General features: G+C 63.3%; 16 protein-coding genes. 8 read left to right on the top strand and 8 right to left on the bottom strand.

Annotated features, from left to right (window positions below; genetic code table 11):
• Together ABT24_RS14855 and ABT24_RS14860 are read right to left on the bottom strand one after the other, a co-directional pair.
• Nucleotides 1-358, bottom strand: a 358-nt coding sequence (locus ABT24_RS14855) for an ATP-dependent metallopeptidase FtsH/Yme1/Tma family protein (RefSeq protein WP_286738170.1), incomplete at its 3' end; no start/stop codon positions are given.
• 183 nt (nt 359-541) lie between these two features.
• Nucleotides 542-1,192: an RlmE family RNA methyltransferase gene (locus ABT24_RS14860; RefSeq protein WP_156055091.1), complete on the bottom strand. Its 651-nt coding sequence runs from the start codon at nt 1,190-1,192 to the stop codon at nt 542-544.
• A gap of 74 nt (nt 1,193-1,266) precedes the next feature.
• Between ABT24_RS14860 and ABT24_RS14865 the strand changes: the two genes are divergently transcribed.
• Nucleotides 1,267-1,758, top strand: coding sequence for a YhbY family RNA-binding protein (locus ABT24_RS14865; protein ID WP_276707805.1), 492 nt, complete (start codon nt 1,267-1,269; stop codon nt 1,756-1,758).
• A gap of 19 nt (nt 1,759-1,777) precedes the next feature.
• Here ABT24_RS14865 and ABT24_RS14870 read toward each other — a convergent pair whose 3' ends face one another.
• The 5 genes from ABT24_RS14870 to carA all read right to left on the bottom strand — a co-directional run bounded on the left by ABT24_RS14870 (nt 1,778) and on the right by carA (nt 7,877).
• Nucleotides 1,778-2,203, bottom strand: a complete 426-nt coding sequence (locus tag ABT24_RS14870; RefSeq protein ID WP_276707803.1) for a DUF4149 domain-containing protein — start codon at nt 2,201-2,203, stop codon at nt 1,778-1,780.
• Entirely contained in the window at nt 2,200-2,673 is a 474-nt protein-coding gene (gene greA, locus ABT24_RS14875; RefSeq protein WP_276707801.1) for a transcription elongation factor GreA, read from the bottom strand. Before greA ends, ABT24_RS14870 begins: the two co-directional genes overlap by 4 nt.
• An 89-nt stretch (nt 2,674-2,762) precedes the next feature.
• Nucleotides 2,763-5,987 (bottom strand): carbamoyl-phosphate synthase large subunit, encoded by a 3,225-nt coding sequence (gene carB / locus ABT24_RS14880; RefSeq protein ID WP_276731041.1) that lies wholly within the window; start codon nt 5,985-5,987, stop codon nt 2,763-2,765.
• Nucleotides 5,988-6,024: 37 nt separating this feature from the next.
• On the bottom strand, nt 6,025-6,717 hold the full coding sequence (gene leuE / locus ABT24_RS14885; RefSeq protein ID WP_276731043.1) for a leucine efflux protein LeuE: 693 nt from the start codon (nt 6,715-6,717) through the stop codon (nt 6,025-6,027).
• Nucleotides 6,718-6,725: 8 nt separating this feature from the next.
• Nucleotides 6,726-7,877 carry a glutamine-hydrolyzing carbamoyl-phosphate synthase small subunit gene (gene carA, locus ABT24_RS14890; protein ID WP_276731046.1) on the bottom strand — a complete coding sequence of 384 codons (1,152 nt, stop codon included), beginning with the start codon at nt 7,875-7,877 and terminating at the stop codon, nt 6,726-6,728.
• A gap of 304 nt (nt 7,878-8,181) precedes the next feature.
• On the opposite strand from carA, the gene ABT24_RS14895 reads away from it, so the two are divergent.
• Nucleotides 8,182-8,979, top strand: a complete 798-nt coding sequence (locus ABT24_RS14895; RefSeq protein WP_286738175.1) for an energy transducer TonB — start codon at nt 8,182-8,184, stop codon at nt 8,977-8,979.
• A gap of 90 nt (nt 8,980-9,069) precedes the next feature.
• Here ABT24_RS14895 and ABT24_RS14900 read toward each other — a convergent pair whose 3' ends face one another.
• On the bottom strand, nt 9,070-10,701 hold the full coding sequence (locus ABT24_RS14900; protein WP_276731053.1) for an isovaleryl-CoA dehydrogenase: 1,632 nt from the start codon (nt 10,699-10,701) through the stop codon (nt 9,070-9,072).
• A gap of 123 nt (nt 10,702-10,824) precedes the next feature.
• Between ABT24_RS14900 and ABT24_RS14905 the strand changes: the two genes are divergently transcribed.
• From ABT24_RS14905 to ABT24_RS14930, 6 genes are all read left to right on the top strand, one after another.
• Nucleotides 10,825-12,636 carry a glycosyltransferase family 39 protein gene (locus tag ABT24_RS14905; protein ID WP_276731057.1) on the top strand — a complete coding sequence of 604 codons (1,812 nt, stop codon included), beginning with the start codon at nt 10,825-10,827 and terminating at the stop codon, nt 12,634-12,636.
• Nucleotides 12,633-13,004, top strand: a complete 372-nt coding sequence (locus ABT24_RS14910) for an SMR family transporter (protein WP_013123352.1) — start codon at nt 12,633-12,635, stop codon at nt 13,002-13,004. Before ABT24_RS14905 ends, ABT24_RS14910 begins: the two co-directional genes overlap by 4 nt.
• A gap of 10 nt (nt 13,005-13,014) precedes the next feature.
• Nucleotides 13,015-14,151 (top strand): DegT/DnrJ/EryC1/StrS family aminotransferase, encoded by a 1,137-nt coding sequence (locus ABT24_RS14915; RefSeq protein ID WP_276731060.1) that lies wholly within the window; start codon nt 13,015-13,017, stop codon nt 14,149-14,151.
• The gene (locus tag ABT24_RS14920) at nt 14,148-15,167 is read left to right on the top strand and encodes a glycosyltransferase (protein ID WP_276731062.1); all 1,020 of its coding nucleotides are present in this window, start codon (nt 14,148-14,150) and stop codon (nt 15,165-15,167) included. Before ABT24_RS14915 ends, ABT24_RS14920 begins: the two co-directional genes overlap by 4 nt.
• Entirely contained in the window at nt 15,164-16,093 is a 930-nt protein-coding gene (locus ABT24_RS14925) for a formyltransferase (protein WP_276731065.1), read from the top strand. The genes ABT24_RS14920 and ABT24_RS14925 overlap by 4 nt, the downstream gene beginning before the upstream one ends.
• The coding region (locus ABT24_RS14930) for an NAD-dependent epimerase/dehydratase family protein (protein ID WP_286738177.1) at nt 16,090-16,369 on the top strand (280 nt) is incomplete at its 3' end. The genes ABT24_RS14925 and ABT24_RS14930, both read left to right, overlap by 4 nt.

The raw sequence follows: 16,369 nt of genomic DNA on the forward strand, positions 1-16,369 counted from the left end.
AGACGCCGATCAGCAACAGAATCGGGAACCAGGAAATGAAGATCTGCGTCAGGAACGATTGCTCTTGGCGCGGGGCGCCGACGACATCGACACCGTCTTTCACCAGATCGCCCAACATCCACAGGTCGCCGGGCGAGGTGAGATTGAAACGACGCCCTTCCGTGGTCGTGACGTCCAGAATGCCGCTCTGGTGCACGATGACTTTTTTGATGCGCCCGGCTTTCGCGTCTTGCATGAACTGGGTGTAGCTCACGGCATCTGCGGTCTGCTGGGGACGATCGAACTGCTTGAACACGGTGAACAGTACGAGACCGATCACCAGCCAGATCGCAATTTTGGAAAACCATTGATTATTCAAAACCAACCTCCTGAAACAGGGCAAGCGCAGATGCAAGACATGCAGTGCATTTTAGGCATTTCAAGAGGCAGGGCGCAGCGATTGTGGAAAACCGATCCGACAAAATGGGCTATTGATTCCGTCAATCTGATCGAATTTGACAAATAGCAAGTCTGTCGCGGTGGCTGCAATCATGTTGAGCGCTTACGCAGCCGACTTTTTCAGCGTTCGCGCCAGGATGAAAGTTTCCGCCGATTTGTCTCGCGATGCTTGCGGCTTGACCGCCTTCACCTGCTGGAATACCAGCTTGAAAGCCTTCACGATCTGACTGTAATAACTGCCGTGAAAGGTCTTGATCACCATCGCGCCCTGGGGTTGCAGCCAGCGCTGGGCAAAGTCCAGGGCGAGTTCGCTCAGATGTTCGATTCGGGCCGCATCAGCCGATGGAATGCCGGTGAGATTGGGCGCCATATCGGACAACACCACGTCGACCTTGCGCCCTTCGAGAAGCGCCTCCAACTGGTTCACCACCGCCTCTTCGCGGAAGTCACCCAGCAGAAAATGCACATCGGGCACGGGCTCCATGGGCAACAAATCCAGCGCCAAAATGGTGCCCTGAACCGCGCCGCCACGCATCAGCCGGTTGCGCGCATATTGCGACCACGAGCCCGGCGTGCTGCCCAGATCGACCACGATCTGCCCGGGCCGCAACAGCCCCTCGGCCTCGTCGATTTCCTTGAGCTTGTAGGCGGCGCGGGCTCGATAGCCCTCACGCTGCGCCAGCTTCACATAGGGATCGTTGAGATGATCCTGCAGCCAGGCTTTGCTGAATTTGTTTTTCTTCGCACTCGACATGGGTTCTTCAAGGACAATAGCGGATTAAGACTTCAAAATGCGCTGACAAAGACGACGCGACGCGCTTGGCAATCATGACCCCATTGGAACTCACTCCGCCCTTTCGCAGCAGCCTGCGCGCCCAGGCACATGGGCTCAAACCCGTCGTGATGATCGGCGAGCAAGGGCTCAATCCGGCCAATCTGGCGGAAATCGACGTGGCGCTCAAGGCACACGAACTCATCAAGGTGCGCGTGTTCGGTGACGATGCCGCGGCGCGCCTGTCCATGCAACACACCATCTGCGACACACTGGGCGCCGCTCCTGTGCAGGCGATTGGCAAACTGCTGGTTTTGTACCGGCCACGCCCGAAAGAAACCCGACAGGCGCCTGGAGAAGAAACGCAAGTTGCCAAGCGCGGCAAATCGCCCCGCACCGTCAAAGTGGTCGTGCCTGCCAGCAGCCCGACACACCGAGCCAAGGTCAAGCGCATCACCCTGCTGGGCAATCAGCGCCTTTCGGCCACGGGCAAGGTCAAGCGCGCCAAGCCGCGCCAGACCAGCGTGAAAAAATCGTCTCGCGGCTGAAACGCATTCAAAAGAGGTTTCAGGCCGTTTTGCGGCGTGTTGGCAGCCGCCACACATACGCCGCCACACACAGGGCCTGCAGGGCGAACACCAGACTGGCGATACCGTGCCACATGCCTGCTTGCGGCGAATGGCTATAGGCGGCCTGCAGCAACCGAGGCACTACGCCGAACTCGCCCAGGACGGCAAAAAAAACGCCACCCAGCGGCAGCAGCAGATCAACCGACATCGCCTTTTTGTCGGCAAATCGTTCGAGCGCGGCAATCAGCACGCCGAAAACGATGGCGGCCAGCGCCATGAGGTAGAACATGCGACTGGCCACGGCGGCGGCGATCATTTTCTCGGGCACGGTAGCGAACGCCGTAGGTGCGCCGATAAGGCCGACGGCCACCATGCCGCCCAGCCAGAGCGCGGCGAGAAACCAGCGGGTGCGCAGACTGCTCATCGGTAGTGCACGGCAAGAATTTCGTAGTGGCGCACGCCACCCGGTGCGGCGACCTGGGCCACATCACCCGATTCTTTGCCGATCAGCGCACGCGCGATGGGGGAGTTGATGGAAATGCGTCCCTGCTTGAGATCGGCTTCGTCGTCACCCACGATCTGGTAGGTGATTTCGTCGCCGCTGGATTCGTCGCTCAGTTCCACTGTAGCGCCGAACACCACGCGGCCGTCGGCCTGCAGTTCGCTCGGATCGATGATCTGCGCTGTGCCGAGCTTGCCTTCGATATCGGCAATGCGGCCTTCGATAAAGCCCTGCTTGTCGCGGGCCGCGTCGTATTCGGCGTTTTCAGACAAATCGCCTTGCGCGCGCGCTTCGGCGATGGCCTGGATCACCGCGGGTCGTTCGATGGTCTTGAGACGATGCAGTTCTTGCTTGAGTTGTTCCGCGCCTTTGCGCGTCATGGGGGTCGCCATGATTGGGCCTCCGTTAAACCAGGAAAAAAACGAGCACCGCAGCCTGCGGCGTCGAATCGCCTGGGTGCGGTGCTCAGATGAAACTGATTTTACGCGTTTGCGAATGATTGCAAGGGGTAAACCGCGATTTTCTGCAGTTGTTTCATCCCCTCGACCGCGGCAAGTGCGCCGGAAATGGTGGTGTAGGTCGTAACCCGCGCGGCCAGTGCCGAAGTACGGATGGCGCGCGAGTCGGTGATGGCATTGCGGCGCTCTTCCACCGTGTTGATCACCAGCACGATCTCGTTGCTCTTGAGCATGTCCACGATATTCGGGCGCCCCTCGGTGACCTTGTTGATCACCTGCACTTCCACCCCCGCCTCGGCGATGGCGGCCGCGGTTCCGCGGGTGGCTACTACGCCAAAACCCATGGCCACCAACTGACGCGCGACTTCAACGGCGTCCGGCTTGTCGCTTTGCTTGACCGACAGGAACACCTTGCCACCGGCCTGCGGATCGGGCAAGCGGGTACCGGCCGCGAGCTGCGACTTGACGAAGGCCTCGCCAAAGGTTCGGCCCACACCCATGACTTCGCCCGTCGATTTCATTTCAGGCCCGAGGATGGGATCGACGCCCGGGAATTTATTGAACGGAAACACCGCCTCTTTCACGCAGTAGTAGGGCGGCGTGATTTCCTTGGTGATGCCTTGCTGCGCCAGCGTCTGTCCGGCCATGCAGCGTGCGGCGATTTTGGCGAGTTGCAATCCCGTGGCCTTGGAGACAAAGGGCACGGTGCGGGAAGCCCGCGGGTTCACTTCCAGCAGGAAGATGCGATCTTTGCCGTCGAGTTGCTGAATGGCGAACTGCACATTCATCAGGCCGACGACCTTGAGGCCATGCGCGAGCTTGACGGTCTGCTCCTTGATGCGTGCCACTGTGACCGCTGACAGCGAATATGGCGGCAGCGAGCAGGCCGAGTCGCCGCTGTGCACGCCGGCCTGCTCGATGTGTTCCATCACCCCGCCGATGAACACCTCTGTGCCGTCGCAGATGGCATCGACATCGCATTCGATGGCGTCATTCAAAAAGCGGTCGAGCAGCACCGGAGAATCGTGACTCACCTTCACTGCTTCGCGCATATAGCGCTCGAGGTCGCGCTGTTCATGCACGATTTCCATCGCCCGCCCGCCCAGCACATAGCTGGGGCGCACCACCAGCGGGAAGCCGATCTCCTCGGCCCGCGAGAGCGCCTCGGCTTCCGAGCGCGCGGTGCGGTTGGGCGGCTGCAGCAGGCCGAGCTGCTCGACCAAGTGCTGGAAGCGCTCGCGGTCTTCGGCCATGTCGATCATGTCCGGGCTGGTGCCGATGATAAGCACGCCGTTGGCTTCAAGATCGAGTGCGAGCTTGAGCGGCGTCTGCCCGCCATACTGCACGATCACACCCGTCGGCCGCTCCTTATCGACGACTTCCAGCACGTCTTCCAGCGTGAGCGGCTCGAAATACAGTCGGTCGGAGGTGTCGTAATCGGTCGACACCGTCTCCGGGTTGCAGTTGACCATGATGGTTTCATAGCCATCGGCCCGCATGGCCAGTGCCGCGTGCACGCAGCAATAGTCGAACTCGATGCCCTGGCCGATGCGGTTGGGCCCGCCGCCGAGCACCATGATCTTTTTGCGCGTGGTGGGCGCGGCCTCGCACTCTTCGTCGTAGGACGAGTAGAGATAAGCCGTTTGCGTGCCGAACTCGGCCGCGCAGGTATCGACCCGCTTGAACACCGGCCGCACCTGCAGCGAACGACGGCGGTTGCGCACTGCCGTCTCGGTGGTGTGCAGCAGCTTGGCAAGGCGGCGATCAGAGAAGCCCTTTTGCTTGAGCGCGTAGAGATGCTCGCGATCGAGCTGATCGAGGGTGAAATTGCGCTCCAGCTCCAGCTCGGTCTGCACGATGTCTTGAATCTGCGCCAGAAACCACGGGTCGATACGGGTGAGCTGGTGCACTTCGTCCAGGCTCATGCCCTGCGCGAAGGCGTCGCCGACATACCAGATGCGCTCGGGGCCGGGCTCGCCCAGCTCCTTTTCCAGCACCTCGCGGTCTTGCGTCTTTTCGTTCATGCCATCGACGCCCACTTCGAGCCCGCGCAGCGCCTTCTGGAAACTCTCTTGAAACGTGCGGCCCATGGCCATCACTTCGCCCACCGATTTCATCTGCGTGGTCAGACGTGAGTCGGCTTGCGGGAATTTCTCGAAGGCAAAACGCGGCACCTTGGTGACCACGTAGTCGATGGTCGGCTCGAACGAGGCCGGGGTGACGCCGCCGGTGATGTCGTTGCGCAGTTCGTCGAGGGTGTAGCCGACTGCCAGCTTGGCGGCGATCTTGGCGATCGGAAAGCCCGTGGCCTTGGACGCCAGCGCCGACGAGCGGCTCACTCGCGGATTCATCTCGATGACGATCAGCCGTCCGTCCTTGGGATTCACCGCGAACTGCACATTGGAGCCGCCGGTATCGACCCCGATCTCGCGCAGCACCGCGATGCTGGCGTTGCGCATGATCTGGTATTCCTTGTCGGTCAGCGTCTGCGCCGGGGCGACGGTGATCGAGTCGCCGGTGTGCACGCCCATCGGGTCGAGGTTTTCGATGGAGCAGACGATGATGCAGTTGTCGGCGCTGTCGCGCACCACTTCCATCTCGAACTCTTTCCAGCCGATCAGCGATTCCTCGATCAGCAACTCGTTTGTGGGCGACGCTTCGATGCCGCGCTTGCAGATGGTCTCGAACTCTTCCGGGTTGTAGGCGATGCCGCCGCCGGTGCCGCCCAGGGTGAAACTGGGTCGGATGATGACCGGGAAGCCGATGGTCTTCTGCACGCCCCAAGCTTCTTCGAGGGTATGCGCAATGCCTGAGCGCGCCGAACCCAGGCCGATGCGCGTCATGGCCTGCTTGAACTTCTGACGGTCTTCGGCCATGTCGATGGCCGCGGGCTTGGCGCCGATCAGTTCAACCCCGTACTTGCCCAGCACCCCGTTGCGGTGCAGATCGAGCGCGCAGTTCAGCGCGGTCTGCCCGCCCATGGTCGGCAGGATGGCGTCCGGCCGTTCTTTCTCGATGATGGTCTCGACTACCTGCCAGGTGATGGGCTCGATATAGGTGACATCGGCCGTTTCCGGGTCGGTCATGATGGTCGCCGGATTGCTGTTGACCAGAATGACCTTGTAGCCCTCTTCGCGCAGCGCCTTGCAGGCCTGGGCGCCGGAGTAGTCGAACTCGCAGGCCTGGCCGATGACGATGGGGCCGGCCCCGATGATCAGAATGCTTTTAATGTCGCTGCGCTTGGGCATGGGCGAGTCTCTTTATGCGGTTGAATCAGGTGAAAAATCAGTGTGTTCTTGTGGTAGCCGCCAGCGCCAGTTTCACGCCGAAGCCGAAAAATCCGGTGCCGGTCGCGCCCATCGTCAGCGCGGAAAGGCGTCGGCGGCGGCGGAAGGCGTCCGCCACACGCACGCCGCCAAAGATCAGCACCGACAGATAGAGCAGGCTGAAGAACTGGACAATAAGTCCCAGCAGCAGAAACGACAGCGCCGGATGCGGGTAATGCGGATCGACAAACTGGATGAAAAACGACACAAAAAACAAAATCGCCTTGGGGTTGAGCAGACTGATGAACAAGGCTTTTTGAAACGGGTTTTCCAGCCGCTTTCCGGTCTGCTCAGGGTGGGCGTGGGGCTGCGGTGCCTGGGCATGCAGCCCGGTGTCGGGCGTATGCCAGCGCTTCCAGGCCGCGCGCAGCATATTGATGCCCAGCCAACCCAAATACAGCGCTCCCGCCGCCTGAACCAGGTGATACAGGGCCAGATTGGTTTCCAGCAACGAGGCTGCCCCGGCGGCGGCCAGCACCATCAACACCGTGTCGCCCAGAAACACCCCGAACGCCCCCCGATAGCCTTGGCGCACTCCGCGCTGCGCCGCCACACTCAGCACATAGAGCGAGTTCGGCCCTGGCAGCAGGACGATGAAGATCACCCCGAGCACATAGGTCCACAGATTGACGACGCCGAACATGTGATCCATGGGCAGTCTCAGGCGCGATCCATCAGAGCGACAAAACGGTCGAACAGGTAGCCGATGTCATGCGGCCCGGGACTAGCTTCCGGGTGGCCCTGAAAACAGAAGGCCGGTTTGTTTTTCCAGGCCAGCCCTTGCAGCGTGCCGTCGAACAGCGAGACATGCGTGGTGCGCACGGTGTCGGGCAGGCTGGCCGCGTCCACCGCAAAACCATGGTTCTGGCTGGTGATGGACACGCGGCCGCTATCGAGGTCTTTGACCGGGTGATTGGCGCCGTGATGGCCGAATTTCATCTTGAAGCTCTTGCCGCCAGCGGCCAGCCCCATGATCTGATGGCCGAGGCAAATGCCGAAGGTCGGCATGTCGGCGGCGATGATGCTCTGGGTCGCGGCAATGGCGTAATCGCAGGGTTCGGGGTCGCCCGGGCCGTTGGAGAGGAACACGCCGTTGGGCCGCAGCGCCAGCACGTCAGCGGCAGAGGTTTGCGCGGGCACCACGGTGACGCGGCAGCCGCGTGCCGCCAGCAGGCGCAGGATGTTGAACTTCACGCCGAAGTCGTAGGCCACGACATGACGCAGGGGTTGGGCCATTTCGCCATAACCTCGCTCCAGCGACCAGTCGGTCTGCGTCCACTCGTAGGGTTGCGGCGTGGTGACGACGCGGGCCAGATCCATTCCGGCCAGACCGGCAAAGCCGCGCGCGCCATCGAGCGCCGTCTGAATCACGGTATCGGTGATGTCTTGCCCCGCCTCCAGCCCAATGACGCAGCCGCTCTGCGCGCCCTCGGTGCGCAAGTGGCGCGTCAGCCTGCGGGTGTCGATGCCGGCGATTGCGACCGTCCCGTTTTGGCGCAGATAGGCGTCGAGCGTCTGTTCGCCGCGATAGTTCGACATCTGCAGCGGCAGATCCTTGATGATCAGCCCGGCGGCATGCACCTGGGCCGCTTCCACGTCCTGTGCGTTGGCGCCGACGTTGCCGATATGCGGATAAGTCAGGGTGACGATCTGGCGGCAGTAGCTGGGATCGGTCAGGATTTCCTGATAGCCGGTCATCGCGGTGTTGAACACCACTTCGCCAACCGTTTGCCCACTCGCGCCAATGGAGAGGCCGCGAAAGATCGAGCCGTCGGCGAGAACCAGAACGGCTTTGGGCAGCATGGACAGCATGAGAATTCTCCGGTGAGCGCCCGGATATTGGAATGGATCGCCAGCCTGGCCGACAATCTGGGGCGCGGCGCGCAAATAGCTGTGAGGCCAATTTGCCCGACCATCACGCCCCTTGGGGGTCACCGCAGGGCAGCAACACTTCAGGCGCACAAAATTTGTCAGATTATATTCATGAGGTTTGTCTGCGCAGCGTCTCAAGGAAACGCTGGGCCGCCCAAGTTCGCTTGATCCCCACGTAGGGGCGGGCTGGGCCTAGCCCGGCCCAGGGGCCGCTCAAAGCGCTAGGACACGCCGACTTGTCGTAATGAACACCCTTCCTTCTCTGACGCCCCCGCCTCGGCCCATCCCCCTGCTCGCCCTCGCACTTGGCGTTCTGCTCGCGCACGCCTTGCTGCTCGCCTGGCTGGTGTTCACGCCCGCCCAGGCGCCCAACAAGCCGGAACAGCGGATTGAATGGATCACCTTGCAGAAAGCGCCGCTGCCTGCCGCGCGGCCCCCTGCGCAACCCCAGGCGACAGCGGTCGTGCCGCCACCCGAAAAAACGCAGCCCCCCCCCCCCTTCACCCGCCCCGCTCCGCCGCATCCGACCTCGCAGATTCCAACGATATCCCAGCGCCCGCAGCCGCCGAAGCCAGTCTTGCCACGCGCGAACACGCCGTCGATCGAGCCGACCGCAGCGCCTGCGGTCCCTCCTGCTCCCGACCACTCGGCGAAAACTGCCGCGCCCAGTGCGGCCCCGCAGGTCGCCACGCCTACAGTGGCACCTGGCCCGCTCCATCCCGCGGCGGCGGCCTCCGCTGCGCCCGAGCCCGTCGTGGAGACTGCGGCCTCGTACAAGGCGGAGTATCTCGACAATCCGCCGCCGCCTTATCCCCGGCTGTCGCGCCAATTGGGTGAGGAGGGCACGGCCCTGCTCAAGGTGCAGGTGGGCCCGAATGGGCGCCCGCTGCAGATCAAGCTCATGTCGTCCAGCGGCTATTCGCGGCTGGACGAAGCCGCCGAAACCACCGTGGCGCAATGGCGCTTTGTGGCCGCCACGCGCAACGGTCAGTCGATCACGTCCTGGGTGCTGGTGCCGATCAAGTTCCGCATTTTGAATTGAGACCACCCCGAAAACCTTCGCTTCGCTCGGCTCTCCCCTCAAGGGGCAAGAAGCTCTGGGGCGGCCCGGCGAGCTTCTTGAGATCTCTGCTCACGCCGTTTGCAGCGCCCGACTGAGCAGCAGATCGAAATCCGTCGCCTTACTCAAGGTGCCGAAGCCTCCGCCCCACTCACCCCCGAGCCGGGATGCGCAGAAAGCCTGGGCGATCGGCTCCGGTGCGTGCCGCAGCAGCAAAGCGGCCTGCACGGCCAGCACGAGATCGTGGGTCAGCGCCCGGGCGCGCGATTGCTGCGCGTCGGTATCTCGCAGAGCCGCCGAGAAGCGCTGCAGGAGCGCGTCGAAATGGGCGTTGCGCCCCTGCGCCGGGGCGAGTTCAGCCATCAGGGCGTCGGCGGTGCGCGGGTTTTTGCCCAGAGCGCGCAGCACGTCCAGACACATCACATTGCCCGATCCTTCCCAGATGGAATTCACCGGCATCTCGCGGTAGATGCGCGCCTGCACGTCGTCTTCGACATAGCCGTTGCCGCCCAGCACCTCCATCGCCTCGGCGGCGAGTTCGGCGCCGCGTTTGCAGATGCGAAACTTGCCCGCCGGCGTGAGCAGGCGCCGCAGCAGCAACTGCGCCTCGTCGTGCTGCGAGTCGAAGGCCTGCGCCAGCCGCAGGGCCAGCGCGATGGCGGCTTCGACCTCCAGCGCCATGTCGGCCAGCACATTGCGCATCAGCGGCTGATCGATCAGCGCAGCGCCGAATGCCTGTCGGTGCCGCGCGTAGTGCACCGCCTGGCTCAGGGCCTGGCGCATCAGCCCGGTGGTGCCGAGCACGCAATCCAGCCGGGTATAGGTGCCCATTTCCAGAATGGTCGGCACGCCGCGCCCTTCTTCGCCGAGCAGATGCCCCCAGGCCCCCTGAAATTCCACTTCGGACGAAGCGTTGGAACGGTTGCCCAACTTGTCTTTGAGCCGCTGGATCAGCACCGGGTTCTTGCTGCCGTCCGGCGTCCAGCGGGGCACGAAAAAGCAGCTCAGGCCGCCCGCGGTCTGCGCCAGTACGAGATGGGCATCGCATTGCGGTGCGGAAAAAAACCACTTGTGCCCGGTCAGGCGGTAGCCGCCCGCGCCGTCGGGTTCGGCGCGGGTGGTGTTGCTGCGCAAGTCCGACCCGCCCTGCTTTTCGGTCATGCCCATACCGATCAGGCCGCCGCGTTTTTGCGCCAGCGGCAGATCGCGCGGGTCGTATTCCGGGCGCATCAGCGTGGGCAGCCAGTCGCGCGCCAGCAGGGCGTCGCGCGACATCGCGGGAATCGCGCCGTAGGTCATGGTGGTGGGACACATCGACCCGGCTTCGATCTGCGTTTGCAGAATGAAGCCCGCCGCCCGCGCCACATGCGCCCCCGGCTGCGGCCGCGCCCAAGGGCCGGTGTGCAGGCCGCGCCGGGCGATGTCGCTCATCAGCGCATGCCAGGCCGGGTGAAACTCGATCTGGTCGCGGCGAAAGCCCCTGGCATCGAAAGCGCGCAGAACCGGCGTGTTCTGGTTGGCCAGTCGCCCCTGCTCGTAGCTGGCGGCGGTGCCAAGCTCCGCGCCCTGCCGCGTGAGTTGCTCCTCCGCCCAGCCGCCGCCAGCACGGGCGAGCGCCTCGCGCAGCGCGGGATCGGCGGTGAACAGGTTGTAATCCTGCAAGGGCGGGGCTTGATTGGTCACATCATGGGTGGGCCAGGTCATGGGTGTCTCCGGTTCAGTTTCGCCTGCTCTGCATTGCAGCACCGACCCTCAGTGGCGTGCAAGGAACAGCCCGTTACCATGCTCGGCTATCCGTCCGAGCCTCACCCAGAACACGCTTGCTCCATGTCGCAATCCACACAAGACTTTTCCGATTCAGACACCGGCCCCGGCCGCGGCCTGACCTGGCTGATGTTTGCCGCCCTCGTCGTTCTTTGGCTGGGCACGCTGGGCTGGCGCGATCTGGTTCCGACGGACGAAGGCCGCTACGCCGAAATTCCGCGGGAAATGGTGGTGACGGGCGACTGGGTCACGCCCCGGCTCGACGGTTTCAAATACTTCGAAAAACCGCCGCTGCAATACTGGGCGACTGCGGTGACTTATGAAGTGTTCGGCTTCGGCGAATGGCAGGCGCGTCTGTGGACAGGGCTCACCGGCCTGCTCACGGTGCTGTTCACCGGCTGGGCCGGAACGCGGCTGTTCAACCGGCGCACCGGGGTGTTTGCCGCATGCGTGCTGGCGAGCATGTTTTACTGGAACGCGATGAGCCACATCAACACGCTGGACATGGGCACCGCAGCCACCATGTCCGCGAGTTTGATGGCTTTTCTGCTGGCGCAGCGGCCAGGCGCCAATCGCGCCCAGACCCGTTGGTGGATGTGGGCCTGTTGGGCCTTCATGGCGCTTGCCGTGCTGTCCAAGGGACTGATCGGCATTCTGCTGCCCGGCGCCGCGCTGGTGCTCTACACCCTGATTTACAGCGACTGGAAGCTGTGGACGCGGCTCTACATCGTCAGCGGTCTGCTCATTTTTCTGGCCATTGCCGCGCCCTGGTTCGTCTGGGTGCAGGCGCGTAATCCCGAGTTTTTCGACTACTTTTTCATCTATCAGCAGTTCACCCGATTTCTCACCAGCGAACTCAAACGTCCCGGTCCGTGGTGGTACTTTTTTCCCATCCTGATCCTGGGCGTGCTGCCCTGGCTGGGCAGTCTCGTTCCCGCCCTCTGGCGCGGCGCGGCGCGGCCCGCGCAGCGCGGTGCGGCATTTGGCAGCGCACAGGGGCGCACGCTGCATGCACAAGGCATGCTGGTGATCTGGGCGGTGTTCATTTTTGTGTTTTTCAGCATCTCCAAATCGAAGCTGCCTTCTTACATCCTGCCCATCTTCCCGGCCATTGCACTATTGATCGGCGACTATCTCGACCGGGCGCGGCCCAGAGTGCTGCGCTGGCAGTTTGCTCTGCTGGCGCTGCTCGGGCTGGCGGCGGTGATCGGCTTCACGCAGTTGCACCGATTGGGCAACGCCACCACGCCCGGCGCGCTGTATCAGCAGTTCGGCTGGTGGCTCGAAGGCACCGCAGCGGCGGCGCTGATCAGCGGGCTTGTGGCTTGGCGCTGGGAGGCGCAGGGGCGGCGCACCGCGGCCGTGCTGCTGGTCAGCGTGGCGATGACGCTGGGGTTCTCGCTGGGCATCCAGCAGTTCCAGATTCTGGGCCGCACCGCATCGACCAAGGATGTGGTCCACGCCATCCGGCCCTGGATTCTGCCGGGTCAGCCGTTCTACGCCGTCGGCACTTATGACCAGACCTTGCCCTTTTACCTCGACCGCACCGTCACCTTGGTCGAGTATCAGGGCGAGCTGCATTTCGGCATCACGCAGCAGCCCGGTCTGTGGGTGCCGACCTACGCCGATTTCGCCCGGCGCTGGAACGAGGACAAGCAGCCTCTGGCATTGATGTCGCCGTTCACCCTGCCCGCGCTGCAGGCGCTGCATATGCCGATGACGGTGATCTACCGCGCCCCGCGCTTTATCGTCATCGCCAAACCGGGGCAAGACTACGGCGCGGCCGCCCAATCGGCAGCGGCGCATCTGCCCGCAGATTGGAACGCTGGGCCGTCGCTGGTTTCCCCGCAAGCTGACGCCGGAGCCCAGCGATGAGCGCGGTCGCCTTTGGCCTGGTGCTCACCGGCGTGCTGCTCAACGCGGCGGCGCAGTTGCTCATCAAATCGGGCGCGGAAACCGTGGGGCGCTTCAGCTTCACCGCGAGCAATATCTGGCACGCCGGGCTGCACTTCGCCCTGCAATGGCAGATTCTGCTGGGGTTGACGTTCTACGCGGTCTCCGTCGTAGTGTGGATCCTGGCGCTCACCCGGGTGCAGGTCTCCATCGCCTATCCCATGCTGTCGCTCGGCTATGTGGTGACCGCCTTTGCCGCGTGGTGGCTGTTCGGCGAAGCGCTCACCGCGCAGAAACTCGTCGGCATTGCCGTCATCATCGTGGGCGTCATCATCGTCGCCCGAGCCTGAGTTCCCCCGTATGAATCCGCAAGACATGCTTCCCTTCACCCGCCCGGAAATCGACGAAGACACCATTGCCGGTGTCGTCGAAGTGCTGCGTTCGGGGTGGATCACCACCGGCCCCTGGTGCGCTCGCTTCGAGCAGGCACTGTCCGATTACTTCGGCGGACGCCCGGTACTCGCCTATTCCTCCGGCACCGTCACCATGGAGATCGCGCTCAGGCTGCTGGGCGTCGGCCCGGGCGATGAAGTCATCACCACGCCGCTGTCCTGGGTAGCGACGAGCAATGTGATTCTGGCGGTGGGTGCCACGCCGGTTTTTGTCGACATCGATCCCGCCACCCGCAATATCGACGCCCACCGCATCGAAGCCGCCATCACGGCGCGCACCCGGGCGATCCTGCCCGTTCACCTCGCCGGCTTGCCCGCCGACCTGGAGGCGATATATGACATCGCCGCCCGCCATGGTCTGCGCGTCATCGAAGACGCGGCTCAGGCCATCGGCAGTCTGTGGAAACACCAGCGCATCGGCAGCTTTGGCGACTTTGCCTCGTTCAGCTTCCATCCGAACAAAAACATCACCTCCATCGAGGGCGGCTGTCTAGTGCTTCCTGCCGACGCCGACGTCGATCTGGCCCGCCGCCTGCGCCTGCAAGGTGTGCAGCGCAGCGGTCTGGACGGCATGGACGTCGATGTAGTGGGCGGCAAGTCCAATCTCACCGATGTGGCCGCGCGTGTGGGCTGGGGACAGTTGCAGCACATCGAACGCTTCAACGCCCGCCGCCGAGATCTAGCGCAGCGCTATTTCGCAGCGTTCGATGCGCTGGGCGTCGAGGCCAGGGGCGTGCAACTGCCGCCGCGTGATTTCATTCAGAGCAACTGGCATATGTTCCAGATCGTGCCGCCGCCGCAAGTGCAACGCGCCGCCCTGATGCAGGCGCTCAAAGACCGCGGCATCACCACCGGCGTGCACTATCCGCCCATCCACCTGTTCAGCCTATACCGCAAGCGCGGCTTCCAACCCGGCGACTTTCCACACGCCGAAACCGTGGGCGCTTCCATTCTCACCCTGCCGCTTTTTCCTGGGATGCAAGACAGCGATGTGACCCGGGTAACTGACGCCCTCGACGCCGTGCTGCGACAATTCGGCCTATGACTCTGCATGCTCACCCCGCCGTTTCGGTGGTCGTTCCCGTCTACAACGAAGAGGCCGGACTCGCCGCGCTGTTCGCCCGCCTCTACCCCGCTCTCGATGCGCTGAACGAGCCCTACGAAATTCTGTTCGTCAACGACGGCAGCCGCGACCGCTCGGCCGCGCTGCTGGCCGCGCAGCAACGTCTGCGCCCGGATGTCACCCGCGTGGTGCTGTTCAACGGCAACTATGGTCAGCACATGGCCATCCTCGCGGGTTTCGAGCACACCCGCGCGCCCATCGTCGTCACCCTCGACGCCGACCTGCAGAACCCGCCCGAAGAGATCGGCAAGCTCGTCGCCAAAATGCGCGAGGGCTACGACTATGTCGGCACCATTCGCCGCATGCGCCAGGACAGCCGGTTTCGCCGCTATGCCAGCCGCGCGATGAACTGGACGCGCGAAAAAATCACCAGCGTGCGCATGACCGACCAGGGCTGCATGTTGCGCGCCTACGGCCGCGACGTCGTGGACACGGTGAATCGCTGCACCGAGTCCAACACCTTCGTGCCCGCGCTGGCCTACACCTTCGCGCTCAAACCCACCGAAATCGAAGTGGCGCACGAAGAGCGGCAGGCGGGCGAGTCCAAATACTCACTGTTCAAGCTCATCCGGCTGAACTTCGATCTGGTCACCGGGTTTTCTCTGGTGCCGCTGCAGCTCATGTCTTACTCGGGCATCTTGCTGTCGCTCGCCTCGGGCGCGCTGTTTCTCTACCTCATGGTGCAGCGCTTCGTCGAAGGTGCGCAGGTACAGGGGGTCTTCACCCTGTTCGCCATTACCTTCTTCCTGCTCGGCGTGGTGCTGTTCAGCATCGGCCTGCTGGGGGAATACATCGGCCGCATTTATGAGCAGGTGCGCGGACGTCCGCGTTATCTCGTTCAGGCCGTGTTGCAGGATCTACCCCCCGAGCCCGGCGTGTTCGTGCCGCATATCGCGCAGGCGACCAACGCTGCGCAACAAACCGCCCCGCTGCCGTGAACGCCGTCGTCTTCGCCTATCACAACGTCGGCGTGCGCTGCCTCAAAACGCTGCTCGCGCGGGGTGTGCAGGTGCAACTGGTCGTCACCCACCCGGACAGTCCGACCGAAACCCTGTGGTTCGATCGCGTGGCCGACGTGGCGGCAGAGGCCGGCATTCCCGTGGTCTATGTGGACGACGCGGTTGACGCGGCGCTCATCGACCGGGTCGCGGCGCTTTCGCCCGACTTTCTGTTTTCCTTCTACTTCCGCCGCATGCTGCCCGCGCGGTTGCTGGCCGCCGCAAAAATCGCCGCGCTCAATATGCACGGCTCGCTGCTGCCCAAATACCGCGGCCGGGTTCCGGTGAACTGGGCCGTGCTGCACGGCGAAACCGAGACCGGCGCCACGCTGCATCTGATGGAAGCCAAGCCGGATGCGGGCGACATCGTCGCGCAGCAGGCCGTACCCATCCTGCCTGACGACACCGCCAAGGAGGTGTTCGACAAGCTCACCGTGGCCGCCGAAATCGCGCTGTGGAACGTCCTGCCGCAGTTGATGCGCGGGGAAGTGCCGCGTCGCCGCAACGATCTGTCCGTCGGCAGTTATTTCGGCGGTCGCAAGCCCGAAGACGGTCGCATCGACTGGAACCAGTCAGCGCAATCGGTTTACAACCTCATCCGCGCCGTGGCCCCGCCCTACCCCGGCGCATTTTTCGATCACCTGGGCCGTCGTTTCATCGTGGCGCGCGCCCGCATCGCGTCACCATCACTGCGTGCGCGAATCGCCGACAAAAGTACGGTCGGCCTGCATATCGCAGAGGGGCAACTCCTGGCCCGAACCGGCGATGGCGGCGCACTTCACATTATCGAACTATGGGATGCCGACCAACCTGGCATTGCCCTGAACGATCTACAAATTTCGGAACTCGCAACACAGCAATCATGAAAAAAGTCCTCATCCTCGGCGTCAACGGTTTCATCGGTCATCATCTCTCCATGCGCATCCTCGCCACCACCGACTGGCAGGTGTACGGCATGGACATGAACGCCGACCGCGTGGAAGACCTCACCGCCAACAAGCGCTTCAAATTTTTCGAAGGCGACATCACCATCAACAAGGAGTGGATCGAGTACCACGTGCGCAAATGCGACGTGATCCTGCCCTTGGTGGCCATCGCCACGCCGGCGACTTATGTGAAGGCGCAGGAAGCGGCATTTCCGA

The sequence above is a fragment of the Thiomonas sp. SCN 64-16 genome, assembly GCF_001725585.1.
Classification (GTDB): domain Bacteria; phylum Pseudomonadota; class Gammaproteobacteria; order Burkholderiales; family Burkholderiaceae_C; genus Thiomonas; species Thiomonas arsenitoxydans.